The following is an 11,967-nucleotide window of genomic DNA, read 5'->3' on the forward strand; positions in this document are numbered from 1 at the left end:
TCCCCCCCTCGGCGCCTTTTGGGCGGTTTTTTCCATGCCGGGGGGTTGGCGGTGTTCATCGGGGGGGGGGGGGGGGGGGGGGGGGGGTGTGTTTTTTGTGGGGGGGGGGGGGGGGGGGGGGGGGGGGGGGGGGGGGGGGGGCCCGGGGGCCCCCCCCCCCCCCCCCCCGCGGCCGTCGGGTCCGCGAAGGACGCGTGGCGCAGCGGCGGTCAGGCGCCGGTCTGCGGCAGGACGGGGATGGTGACCGGCCGGGGCTTCGGCTTCGGCTGCTCGGGGATCCTGACGTCCTTGACCGCGACGTCGGCCGCCTTGCCGTCGGTGACGGTGGTCTTCTGGTCCGCGGCGAGCTGGTAGCCCTCGACGGCCTCCACCTCGTGCACCGTGTAGGTGCCGGGGGCGAGGTCCTTGGCCTCCCAGACGCCCTTGGCGTCGGTCTTGCCCGTGGCGACGGTCTTGCCGGAGCTGTCCTTGACGGCGAACTCGACACCGCTGAGCGGCTTGGCCGTGTCGGCTGCGGTCTTGGTGACGGTCAGTGCGCCCTTGGGGCTCTCGGTCTTGAGGTGGACCTCGGCCTGGGCGCTGGAGGAACTGCCGGCCAGCAGCAGGCGCTGGGCCTTGCTGTCGTTCGGGGTCAGCGCGCGCAGCTGGGTGGCCGGCAGCGTCTTGGCCTCGGCCTTGAAGTCGACGGTGCTGTCCTTGGCCGGGGTGATGGTCGCTGTGGCGACACCGTCGGCGTTGGTGGTGACGCTCGCGGCGTCGGCGGCCGCGCCGGAGACGTCGAGGTCGAGCTTGACGCCGGGCACCTTGTGACCGGAGGCGGAGGTGACGTCGAGGGTGACGGAGCTCTTGACGCCGGCCTTGAGGGGGCCGTCGATCGGCTTGATATTGACCTTGTAGGGGCCAGCGAACGTCTTCGCCTCGTTGAGGTAGCCGGTGGCCCGTTTCTTCACCGACGGCGGGACGTTGGAGTAGCCGAGGCGCTCCAGAGCCCGCTTGCCGTCGGGCAGCGCGTACGTGGAGCCGGCCTCGAGGTAGGTGTAGACGACGGCGTCGACCGATGCTGCCTGTTCGTCGCTGGTCGTCTGCCCGTACTTGGACAAGACGTACGCGGCCCGGGCGAGGTCCTCACCGGACGAGGTCTTGCCAGTGGCCTTCGACGTCCAGGCGGTGACGGGCCGGGCGGGGCCGTAGCCGCCGGCGGCATCGGGACCAGCCAGTTCCGGGTCTGCGCAGTAGGCTACGCCGTCGATTCCGGCCGTGTTGTAAGCACCGATGTGGGACGTATTCGGCTTGCCTGTGCTGTCAGGTATCAGATAACCCGGTCCCCACTTGTCCGCAGCGACCGCGTGCGGCGCCAGCAGAATGCCCGTGCCCAGCGCAACCGCCGCACCAAGCACGATCGGATACCGAAACCGACGGGTGGGGTGCGGCGGCTGCGGTGAGGATGCAAGACTCATACACGTCTCCGGTTGGGGATGGTGCCGGGCCCGTCAACTGGTTTGCGAGGCCATGGGTGACAGGGCCCGGCCCACCACGAACTCCTGACCAGCAGGAAGTTGCATGGTGCGATGGGTACGGGGAACCGGCCGGGTGACGCACAATGTGTGGGGTCGCCAGGCCAAGATCCCGATAGTGCAATCTACGTGCTGTCGTTTCTGCTATCAAGTTGGTAGCTAAGGTTTTTCCGACCGCCCAGCCGTCAGAGTCCAGGAGTTCGTCATGCCAGCACGCCAGTTCGACGGCACGCGCGTTCGCGCGGAACGGCGGGCGAACGATCTGACGCAGAAGCAGCTGGCCAACCTCATCGGGCTCAGAAGCCACGCACCTGTCGCTGCGTGGGAGGCCGGCAAGTCCTTTCCGGACGGCGACAAGCTGCCGGCCATCGCCGGGGCGCTCGGGAAGGACATCGACGAGCTCTTCCCTCGAGACGGCGCGCCTGATCTCAAGGACCTACGAGAAGACGCCGGCTTCCCCCAGAACAGGACCGGTCAACTGATCGGCGTCGAAAGCCACATCCCGGTCAGTAACGCCGAGCGCGGAATCCGTCGTCTCGACGCCAAGTACGTACCCCTCCTGGCGGAGGCCTACCAGGTGAGCGTGAAGGAACTGCGGGCTGCAGAGGACCGGTCGTTCGGTCTACTCGTCCCCTTGCACAACGCGCCAGCTCACCATGCGCCGGCAGTGGACCAGCCCGAAACACTGGCGGCGAAACTGCAATACCTGGATCAGCACGCCTTCCCCCACGGCCAGGCGGCGCCGACCGACGACGAGCTCGCTGCCATCATCAATCGTCATGCCGGCGCTGACATTGCTGAGGCCGCCGACATCGCCGCGCTGCGGTCAGGGTCCGTCACGGTCACGACGCCAGCTCTCCGTGAAGGGCTGGGCGAGGCCTACGGTGTCTCACCCTTGTTCTTCCAGCCCAACGACGAGGTCGCTCAGCAGGTTCTGGAGGGCATCTCGCTCCTGGCAGCGCGGGAGCGCGGCGATGTTCTCGCGCTGGCAGCCCGCGGTAACGAGAACGGACTCTCAGGAGCGATGCTCGCGAAGGTCAACGCCTTGATCACCGACCTCAGCCGTGTGAAAGACACCCGGCGTGGCAAGTGAGAGCAGAGTTCTACCCCAGCAGCCAAATTCCGGCAGCAGCGGCGCCGAGCGACGCGCCGGCGACAGTCTGGGCGACCGAGTGGTAGCCGAGTGCTTTACGTGTCCAGCAGACAGCGACGACCACGAGATACCCAAGCAGCCACCACGGTGAGTGGAAGACAGCAAGAAGTGCCACGACCGATGACGCGACTGCGGCGTCGACGCTGATCTTCCAGAAGGCGTTGACCAGTAGCAGCACCACGGTCATGCCCCACAGGGCGATCATCGCGTGCTCGACGTCCTTCGGTCCGCCGGCTATCTCCATCACGATGATGCCCAGGCCGATGGACGCGAGGATGACGGCGAAGATTCGCGGCCGTTGACGCCGGTCCACAACGTGCCTATCACCGAATGTTCCCCGGCGCTTCTCCCAGTTGATGTACTCGGCAGGCACTACGCCGGCGCACAGGGCGGCGAACAGGCCCCAGCCGGCGCCAGCGATGCTTTCCTGTGTAAAAGCCCCGAATCCGATCAGCCCTCCCAGCAGCATGTTGCGCGGCTGGAGGACATCGGTGATGGTCTTGGCCACCTTCAGTGGGGAGGTCAGCGGCTTGTCGGTGACGGAGGCGGTCATGCGGGGGTCAGTTCCTTTGCAGCGTCGAGCAGGACTTGGGCCTGTTCGACGGAGATGGCGGAGTAGGCGTCCTGAACGCGGAGCAGCCAGGAGGCCTCCGCGTCAGTGTCGGTGAATGGCTTGCTCGGGAGACCAGCCGACGCTTGCGAGCGGCGTTCATCGGCGGCCGACGCCTGCAACGACGCCTTGATCCACAGTGCTTCCGTAGTCGACTGCGGGTCTTCCGACTCGGCAGCCACCTGTTCGGCGACGGGCAGGAGCATCGGCGGCGCGTAGTGGCGCAGCGCCTCCACCGCATCGCCGATGTCGGCGACCCACCGGTCGAGCCTGACGTCACCGGGTGTCGACAGGCGAGTGACCTCGCGCCAGCGGGATGCCGGCGGGCTGAAGGTTCTGTCCGGGAAGGCGGTCATCAGGTCCCGCCACAGCGGATACAGCCGGTACAGGGCGCGCCGTGCAGTCCAACGTGATGCTGCTGTGTTGGTGGTGGGTACGCTCGCACCGATCGCGAACAGGAAGAACAGGATGGTCTGCATCAGGTCGGTTGTGTGAGCGAAGTCGGTGGCGACGTCATTGCTGTAGTCGATGACGAAGGCGGACCAGATGAAGCTCACCCTGCAGATGACGTACGTGACACCAATGCCCATGGCAATGCTCATCAGCAGCAGACCGGCACGGAGTAGCCGCGTGTCGGATCGCCGGTAGGCGCTGGCCCACTGGTACCCGCAGATTGCTGATGCGGCACCGAGGTAGACGTAGAAAACCGTCATGTAGGCGGAGGCGCCCCATTGGCCTCTGTGATCGACCATGAAGTCCACGCTCGGTTGTTCGCGTTGCACAGCGGCGAAGAAGAGGACGGTCATCAGTACCAGTGCACCAGCGGCGGTCTGTATGCCCACACGCGTGACCCAGCGGGAGACAGCGACGTGGCGTGGCACTTCTCCATGGCCGACAGTGCCATAGTTTGTTACGACAAATGCGCAGATGGCCAGGATGGCCATGATGCTGACGTAGTGTTTCGCTAGGATCGACAGATCAATGATCGGTGAATTGTTCAGCCACATCTTCACACTCGGGCTCTTCAGCCAGAGCGCCGCAGCGAACCCGGCATAGCATGCCCACAGGCTTCGCCGGTGGGCATCACCGTAGATCACCGCAGGTAGGCGCCACACCGCTACACCGGTCATCACACCGGCAATGGCATACGCGAGCACGGACACGGACACAGATGGACTCCTGAGCGACTACCTACGGCGACCAAGGCGCGGGGCGACCGGGTGTGACAGCGATGCCTCGATGAGGCTCACCATGTCGTCACCCGTCACGACCTGGTTTCGCACCATGCGTTTGAGGAGTGAAGCAGACAGCTCCGCCTCGCGTTCCTCTGGCGTTCCGTAGCGAGCCCGGGCCTGTACCAAGGCACCCGCGCCGAAACGCTCCACGAGTCCGCGCCGAAGGGCCGGAGGTACATACCGCATCATCTCGTCCGAGCTGAGTGAGGTGCCGTGGTCGAACCACTCGTGCATGAGCTCGTGCAGGATGTTGTGGTTAGTCTGGTGCGGGGTGGGCCGGCGCCGGTAGAGGACGGCAGTGACCTCCTTGGTCTTGACCCGGAGGCCGCAAGCGGTACTCAGGTCGGCACCTTCCTCCTCGATCGGGACAAGGATGATCGAGCGTTCTCGTGCGGCTTCCATATTCTTGACTAGCCCGGCCATGCTGAACGGCGTGGGCAGCGGAAGTCCCTCAAGTTGCCGTTCACACCGCTTGCGCAATCTCGCTTCAGGGCACCGACGCCACAGCACTTCAGATTCCCCCTTTCTCGCACGGCCGGGTCCCCTCCAGTACAGGGGTGAGCGTGGTCTTCGCTTCAGTAGGGACCTTGGCTTCGAGTGCGCTCCACCTCAGCCTTTTTATCAAACAAGCGTTCGGACGCTATGTTGCTGCATCACCGAAGCGTCTCCGCCGCTCGCTACTAGCACCGCAGCTCGCCTCCACCGGTCCACCGCCGGCCGGCAATGGCGCACCCAGCGCCTGCATCGCCACCTGGATCCGCGGCGCTACCTGGAGTGACGAGCCCGCAGGTTCCCATGATCTTGCCAGTCTTCGACCACTCCCGCGGAGCAACGTACCGAGAAGCGCGTCGGGAAGCTGGCCGGAGCCTCACATAACCCCGCACCCCCAAGACGGCCCCCGCGGCCAGCCCCGGGCCGTCCGCCCTGATCTTGCGGCGAACATCGCCCGATGGGGCGCTGTCGTGTCCCACGAGAGCATCCTCCTCAGGAGTGGCCACACCGCCAGAACGCGCAACTTGACCGGCGTTCACCTGCGGCCGCCTGGCGGCTTCAGGAGCCAGCCTTACGCTGACATGTACGGAGCAATCGTGCATACCGCGCTTCTCTCCCTCTACCCCGATATGTCGCATGCGCAGCAGGACATGGCGCCACACCTAAGCGCGCGGTCACACCCTACTCGTATGGTTGCCTCGGGCAAACAGGGGCTGTCGCAGACCGCAGGCGCTGCGTCAAACCTCACATTGAATGCCAGTGGACACGGCTGGAGCAAAGGAGTAGGCACTCAGGCACCAGGTTATTAACCTGCTGTCCTGCTGCGTCCCTCGTCCCAACGGATGCTCGACCACTGAAGGCCTCCCGTCGGGAGGTGTAGCCGATCATTTCGCCGAAATCCGCAGTTCAGCGACGGCGGCTCTGCGTGACCGAGCGCTCGATTCGCCTTAGCAGGATGCCTTACGGTTCGCCGTCTCCACGAAGATCACCGTGGGCCCCGCACAGGAACGCGTGTCGCTCGTTCCGCTACACCACGATGCGGGGCACACCCTGACCGCTCGTCCCGATATTCTCGCTGCAGTTTGCAACAGCCATACGGACGAGCATGCTCCGCATAGAATCCACCACTCTATGTGGTGCGGTTGCCGCGGCCAGGCGTGAGGCTGTATCGGGCGTCGTCAGTGAGCTTCTTCGAGTTGGCTACCGATCGGGTGATGGGCCGTGAAGCGCAACGAGCGAGGCCCCCGGACTGTTGATCGAGATGTCTGACGTCTCAATCACGTTGCTCGGGGGCCTCGTTGGTCATCTATCCTGCCGCACTCGACCTGCCGCACGCACTGGTGGAGTGGGTCACCATGCTGATCGTCACCCGTGAGGGCGACCGGCGGTGCAAGCTCCGTCCGTCCCAGCGCGCGGTGGTGGCACTGGTGTACCTGCGCGAGCACATCACGCTGGCGAAGATCGCCGCCAGGTTCGGAATCAGCGAGTCCACCGCCCATGCCTACACCAGCGCGGTCGTCGACCTGCTCGCCGCACGGGCACCAGGTCTGCTGAAGACGCTGCGCGAGCACGATCCCGACTTCCTAGCGGCTGCGGAACCAGTTCGAGGGGGTGATCTGGCGGTTCAGGACCAGCGCGCAGTGGCGTGAGATGCCGGGCGGGTTCGGGCCCTGGCCTACCGTCTACGGCCGTTTCCGGGTCTGGCGGGATGCCGGTGTGTTCACCGCCCTGTTGGAGGGCCTGGTCGCTGAGGCTGCCCGCCGTGGCAGGACGGACTTGTCCCTGGGCAGCGTGGACTCCACGACCGTCCGTGCTTACCACGACGCCGCCGGGATGCTCCTCGGCGCGGTCGTCATGGAGGCGCTGGAGGAAGCCGCCGCTGAGCAGGAGAAGGCCCGACAAAAGGGGGCGGCAGAGAGGAACACAACGGGCAGCGTGGCGCAGACGGGCCGGAGCGGGAAGCGCGCCGGCGCATCCGTCGGCGATACCGAGTCCGCCTGAAGGAGGCCCTGCTCGGCCGGTCCCGTGGCGGGCTGACCAGCAAAATCCCTCTCGCCGCCGATCGCTGACGTTCGTCCTGGCCGCCGGGCAGGCCGCGGACAGCCCGCAGTTCATCCCCGTACTGAACAAGATCCGCGTCCGTCTGCCGGTCGGTCAGCCCCGCACCCGGCCGGGCGCGGTCGCCGAGGAGCCCGAGGCCAGGTGCGCTCTTATGCGGTGCGAGGTGATGCCGTGCTCAGGGGCACGGCTTGCGGGCCTTGACTGGTTCGGGGCAGCCGCGGAGGGCGGGGGTCTCGCCTTGGTCAGAGGATGTTCCACCGAAGAAGGTGATCGTGGTGACGGAGCCCGCGCACCCGTCGCTCGACTTCCTGCAGGCTGCTCGGGGCGTGATGGACCTTGCGAGCGTTCGTCGTGATCATGCGCAGCTCACGGATCGCCGCCAGGGTCTCGTAACCGGCCCACCGTGTGACATCCCAGCCGTACGCCTCAGCGAAGGCCCTGTAGTGCTGTTCTCCGTGCCCGAATCGCCTGCAGTGGATCTCAACGGTGACCAGGTCCCATTCCGGATGTCCGAGCGCCACGGTGTCCCAGTCACACAGCACGGCCTCGCTGTCATCCACGTGCAGGGCATTGCGGTGCTGTGGGTCTCCTTGGATCACCCCCACTGGTAGTTCGAACTGTACGGCGGTGAGGTCGGACTCGAGTTGTGCAGCGTGCTCGCTCAGGAAGGACAGCGACTCTGGCGACAGGCAGGTGATCGCGGCGAGAGACCGGCGGATCGCCGCGATGTTGTCATGGGCTGGCAGGGGCACGGGTGGGGACGGCAGCGTGTGGAGTGCGCGCAGCGGCTTGGCGAGCTGGGCTGCGGCAACGGGCTGGGCTGGCTGAGGCAGGTATTGCCAGAAGGTGATGGCGTGCTGATCGATGATGACGGGCTGGTCGACCGGGTGCAGGGGAACGGTGGGAAAGTCCCTGTCCATGAGCCAGCGGACGAACCGGGCCGTTCGTGCCACGTCGTCGGTCCGTGATCCGCGGCGGGCGATTTTGACGACGACCTGCTCGTTCTTGAGGAGTATGACCGCGTTGGTGTGTCCGCGGAGCAGGTAAGCGTCGGAGGGGTCGAGGCCAGCAACCGTGCACCCTCGCTCCAGAAGCTGGTACATCTCGGACTCGTCGTACCCACCGGGGGCCGGTGCAGCGTGTGTCATGGGGTCCAGGCTCGCTGACGTGTACGGCCTCTGTCACATCCGTCCGGAAGGAAGGGCGAGGATCTCCTGCAACTCGCGTGCTGCGCGGCCGGACCCCGCGCCAGGGGGAAGCGCCCCGATGACCTCTCGTGCCCGCTCTTCCACGATCGGCGTCCGGTGCTCTGGGGCGATCCGCAGGAATGTGGTGGCCGCCAGCTGGCAGGCTTCCGTCGGGCTGCGGTCCTGTGCAAGGCAGAGGGCCGCCTCGAGACTGAGGAGGGCTGGATCGATGCCGGTCTTCGTGGGGTAGAGACGAAGGGCCGCTTCCTGGACGCGACGTGCTTCGCTCGTCTTGCCGAGGGCTGTCAGGGTTCCGCTCTCGTAGAGTCGGAATCGCCGCTCGGGAAAGCCGAAGGCATCATTGTCGGCCGGGCTGCCGGCTCTGCTCTGCTCGAACGCGGCCGTGGCCAGTCGGCGTGCTGCCTCGGCTCCTTCCCTATCTCCCAGCTTGGCGAGGGCGCGGGCTTCGGCGGCCGAGGCGAAGGCGGCCGTGGTGCTGGGGCGCCCGCGGCAGATGATCCGGGCCTCCCGAGCGAGGGCGACCGCTGCTTCCAGGGGGCCGTAGTAGAACGGGAGCATCGCGGCTTGTGCTCTTACCCGGGCCCGGAGTTCGGTGTTGCCGCTGTCGTCTGCGGCATTTCTTGCTGTGGCGTACCAGGCTCTGGACCGGGGCAGTTGGCCGAGTTTCATCAGGGCGTCGGCAACCAGGGTGGCGAGCATGGAGGTCAACTCGGACAGTCGGACCTGGACGGCCGCCGGCTGCCTTTGGCCGGCGAGTTCTTCGACCTCCGCGAGGAGGTCCAGGAGCACCGTGATCATGGGCGTCGGTGCTGTGTAGACGTACTGCTCTCGCGCCCAGAGCACCTGTTCGTCGAGCATATCGAGCTGGGTCGAGCTGACGGTGCCGGCGGCCAGAGTCCGGTCCACTGAGCGTCGGGCCACATCGACGCGTTGTTCCAGCGCATCCGCGGCGAAGGGACGGAACACAGCGGTAGGCGAAGGCAGCAGGTGTCCTGCCAGGGCCAGGTCGGAGGAAGGCGGCGTCACGGTACTTCCCGTACTCGTGAACCCTAGATCTCCAGGGGTGCAGTTGTCGTAGAACTCGCACAGCAGCCCGAGAGTTGCCGGACGAGGCTGACGGCCGTTCTCCCAGTGCCCGAGTTGGTCACCATCCACCCGGGGAGCGCCGTGTCGTCCCGCGCTCAACTCGTTCAGGCCCTTGGCTGCCTCCTTCAGCGTCAGCCCTCGGGCGAGACGCTGGGCACGCAGAAGGGATACCCCGCAGTGAGCATGGATAGTGCGGGCGATCTCGCCGTGAGACACCCCGCGTTGGGCGGCCTCTTGTCGTAACCGCTTGGCACAAGACGGTGCGTGCGCTGCACGGGCCATCAGTACCTCCTCAGCCCGGACCGATTCCCGACATCGTAGTGACGAGCCGTCGACTCCGTGGGAAAAACAGTGACTTCATCACGGATCAGTGACCTGATCCGTCACTTCAGGTACTGGAAGTCACTGATCAGTGAACTGTCACGGTTGCCCGGCACCGGCTCCAGGCGAATCCTGCTGGTCACGGGAGCCCGACAAAATGTCCGCCACCAGAGGACCTGACACCCCTGGCCGGCGGGCCCGTGACGGGCGCCGCTCCAGCACGAGCCATCAAGGCCCATGCGGAACGGTGCCCGTCTACCAGAACCGGGAGGTGGATGCGATGGCAGCCTTGTCAAGCCGGGAGTCATTGGCGGTACTCGCATACGACACTGGGGTTGAGCGGGTCGCCGTCGAGATCGAGAGCTGTGAACACAACGTCGGTAAAGCCCGCCGGTTCGCTCGGGAGCAGCTCGTGCGTTGGGGGCTGCCCGAGGACGACGAACTCGCCAGCCGGGTGGTCCTGGTCGTCAGCGAGCTGGTCACCAACGCGGTCCTGCACGGTCGGACGCAGCCGAGGGCAGAGACGGAGACCGTGGAGGTCACGCTCGCGTTGAAGCGGGACTGCGTCCTCGGAGTCATGGTGACGGACAACTCCTGCGGCATCCCGCGGGTGAACGTCCATCCGTCCGTGAGCTCGGTCAGTGGACGCGGACTGGTTCTCGTGAGTGCGCAGTCCGACGGCTGGACTGCGGCTCCTCGCTGCGGCCGGGAGGGTGCCAGCGGGAAGGCGGTATGGGCCTTCTTCGAGTGCCCGCAGCTGACCGCCTGGCCCAAGTCGCTGCCTCAGCCGGCGTGATCGGGGGGCGAGGCGTGGAATCAAGTGCGGACAGGAGAGTCATGATCGTCGCCTTGGGCGGCCTGCCTTTCACCGGCAAGTCCACCCTTGCCCGGGCCTTGGCGGATGCCATACCGGGCGTCTTGCTCGACACAGCCGCGCTGCGAAAGGTCCTCTTCCCGAACCTGGTTGCGGTTCCTCCAGAACTGAACGACTGGTTGTACGAGGGAGTGCTGAAGGCAGCTTCGTGGAACCTCGACACGGTGCCAGGAACCGTCATCGTGCTCGACGGTCGCCCCCTCACCCGGAACCGGGACGTTCTTTCCTTACGCCGCTTCGCTTCAAGTCTTGGTCACGCGCTGTACATCGTCGAGTGCGTCTGCCCAGAGGAGGTGGCCTCGGCGAGGGCGCGGTCAGCAGCTGGCGTTCCGGATCCGCTTCTCAGCGCGAAGGGCACTGGCACGGACCCGATTCCGGATCCGAAAGTCGTGGTGGACACCTGCCAACCGCTGGAACAGTGCGTGTCGACTGCCCTCGACGCTGTACTCGGCCCATCGCGAAGCGGGGTGAGATCTGCTTCCACAGGTCCTATGTACCCGGTCTGACCAGGAAGCCGACGGCTGTTCACAGCTGTGAGCGAGCAGCCCGCCCGCACCCCCTACAGTCGTCCTCCCCTCCTCCCTGGGGTGCCGTCGAGGTCGGCGCCGCGCTGCCCCCCTGACACCTGCGGTGCCTTGTCCCGTTCTGGTGCCGCGCCGACCACCCCCGCTACGGCGCGGCACCAGAACCCCGATTTCTCGCTGGAGACCCCATCATGACCTTACACAGTGACCGTCTGTGGCGTATCGCTGCCGATGAGCAACCGCCTTTCGCTCCTTCTGCGGACCTCGCCTCGGTCAAGGTGGGCATGGCCCTCGGCCTGTCCGCGATCGACGCACTCGGCGCCGGCGGCACGAACGTCGGTCCGGTGAAGCACCGCCTGCCCCATCACCAGCTCGTGGGGCCGGTGGAGGCCGACACGATCCTCCGGTGGAGGGCTGCGCACTCCGACTGCTTCCCTGCTGCCCGGTCCTGGAACTGCAGTGCGGGCGGCTGCACCGGCCTGTGGGTGACCCACCCCGGATCGGAGCGGGCTGCGGCCACCCCGGCTAGTGCGCTGCACGAGGCGCTCCGCCTGGCCCGACCCCGCCTCCGCAGGGTATCTGGCACACACCACCCTCGCCACGAGGAGGCCTGCTGTGCGTAGACCCGCCTCCGGTGGCAGACCCTGGTGGTCCTGGCGCCCTGACCGCGGCCACCTCCGCATCCTCACGTTCGCCCTCGCGGTGATCACCCTCATCTACGCCGGGTCCGTCCCGAGGTAGGGATGACCACCACCGGACTGGTCATCACCGTCCTGATCGTGCTGGGCATGGCCGCCCTGGTGCTCCTCGGCCCCCGATGGACCGCCCGCAGGCCCCCGCCGACGACGGGCGACCGTACACCGTCCCAACCCCACGATCCGTCCTGACT

General features: G+C 66.5%; 10 protein-coding genes and 2 pseudogenes. 6 read left to right on the forward strand and 6 right to left on the reverse strand.

All coding sequences use genetic code 11. From position 1 onward, the window contains the following. Window positions 1–209 precede the first annotated feature (209 nt). The gene (locus tag ACFYOJ_RS33635; RefSeq protein WP_388598479.1) at window positions 210–1,397 is read right to left on the reverse strand and encodes a SpaA isopeptide-forming pilin-related protein; all 1,188 of its coding nucleotides are present in this window, start codon (window positions 1,395–1,397) and stop codon (window positions 210–212) included. Window positions 1,398–1,719: 322 nt separating this feature from the next. Here ACFYOJ_RS33635 and ACFYOJ_RS33640 point away from each other — a divergent pair, with 322 nt between their 5' ends. Further along, on the forward strand, window positions 1,720–2,607 hold the full coding sequence (locus ACFYOJ_RS33640) for a helix-turn-helix transcriptional regulator (RefSeq protein WP_356559258.1): 888 nt from the start codon (window positions 1,720–1,722) through the stop codon (window positions 2,605–2,607). 10 nt (window positions 2,608–2,617) lie between these two features. Here the strand turns inward: ACFYOJ_RS33640 and ACFYOJ_RS33645 are convergent, their stop codons facing one another. Genes ACFYOJ_RS33645 through ACFYOJ_RS33655 form a run of 3 tightly spaced genes read right to left on the reverse strand, consistent with a single transcriptional unit; the run spans window position 2,618 to window position 4,914 of the window. Beyond that, window positions 2,618–3,220, reverse strand: a complete 603-nt coding sequence (locus tag ACFYOJ_RS33645) for a hypothetical protein (protein ID WP_356559260.1) — start codon at window positions 3,218–3,220, stop codon at window positions 2,618–2,620. Continuing rightward, the gene (locus ACFYOJ_RS33650) at window positions 3,217–4,440 is read right to left on the reverse strand and encodes an MAB_1171c family putative transporter (protein ID WP_356559262.1); all 1,224 of its coding nucleotides are present in this window, start codon (window positions 4,438–4,440) and stop codon (window positions 3,217–3,219) included. The genes ACFYOJ_RS33645 and ACFYOJ_RS33650 overlap by 4 nt, the downstream gene beginning before the upstream one ends. 24 nt (window positions 4,441–4,464) lie before the next feature. Then, window positions 4,465–4,914 (reverse strand): hypothetical protein, encoded by a 450-nt coding sequence (locus ACFYOJ_RS33655; protein ID WP_356559264.1) that lies wholly within the window; start codon window positions 4,912–4,914, stop codon window positions 4,465–4,467. Window positions 4,915–6,302: 1,388 nt separating this feature from the next. Between ACFYOJ_RS33655 and ACFYOJ_RS33660 the strand changes: the two are divergent. Both ACFYOJ_RS33660 and ACFYOJ_RS33665 read left to right on the forward strand, forming a co-directional pair. After that, window positions 6,303–6,620 (forward strand): annotated as a pseudogene (locus ACFYOJ_RS33660) (transposase family protein); the annotation flags it as partial. Further along, a pseudogene (locus tag ACFYOJ_RS33665) lies at window positions 6,592–7,195 on the forward strand (transposase); the annotation flags it as partial. The pseudogenes ACFYOJ_RS33660 and ACFYOJ_RS33665, both read left to right, overlap by 29 nt. Before the next feature lie 112 nt (window positions 7,196–7,307). Here ACFYOJ_RS33665 and ACFYOJ_RS33670 read toward each other — a convergent pair. Next, window positions 7,308–8,213: a phosphotransferase family protein gene (locus ACFYOJ_RS33670; RefSeq protein ID WP_388598481.1), complete on the reverse strand. Its 906-nt coding sequence runs from the start codon at window positions 8,211–8,213 to the stop codon at window positions 7,308–7,310. Between the two features lie 33 nt (window positions 8,214–8,246). Continuing rightward, window positions 8,247–9,299, reverse strand: a complete 1,053-nt coding sequence (locus ACFYOJ_RS33675) for an XRE family transcriptional regulator (RefSeq protein WP_356559382.1) — start codon at window positions 9,297–9,299, stop codon at window positions 8,247–8,249. 661 nt (window positions 9,300–9,960) lie between these two features. On the opposite strand from ACFYOJ_RS33675, the gene ACFYOJ_RS33680 reads away from it, so the two are divergent. The 3 genes from ACFYOJ_RS33680 to ACFYOJ_RS33690 all read left to right on the forward strand — a co-directional run bounded on the left by ACFYOJ_RS33680 (window position 9,961) and on the right by ACFYOJ_RS33690 (window position 11,965). After that, window positions 9,961–10,476 (forward strand): ATP-binding protein, encoded by a 516-nt coding sequence (locus ACFYOJ_RS33680; RefSeq protein WP_356559384.1) that lies wholly within the window; start codon window positions 9,961–9,963, stop codon window positions 10,474–10,476. 41 nt (window positions 10,477–10,517) lie between these two features. Beyond that, complete coding sequence (locus tag ACFYOJ_RS33685; RefSeq protein WP_356559386.1) at window positions 10,518–11,060, forward strand: AAA family ATPase; 543 nt, start codon at window positions 10,518–10,520, stop codon at window positions 11,058–11,060. Between the two features lie 761 nt (window positions 11,061–11,821). Further along, window positions 11,822–11,965 carry a hypothetical protein gene (locus ACFYOJ_RS33690; RefSeq protein ID WP_356559528.1) on the forward strand — a complete coding sequence of 48 codons (144 nt, stop codon included), beginning with the start codon at window positions 11,822–11,824 and terminating at the stop codon, window positions 11,963–11,965. Window positions 11,966–11,967 lie beyond the last annotated feature (2 nt).

Source organism: Streptomyces sp. NPDC006384, assembly GCF_042870695.1.
GTDB lineage: Bacteria > Actinomycetota > Actinomycetes > Streptomycetales > Streptomycetaceae > Streptomyces.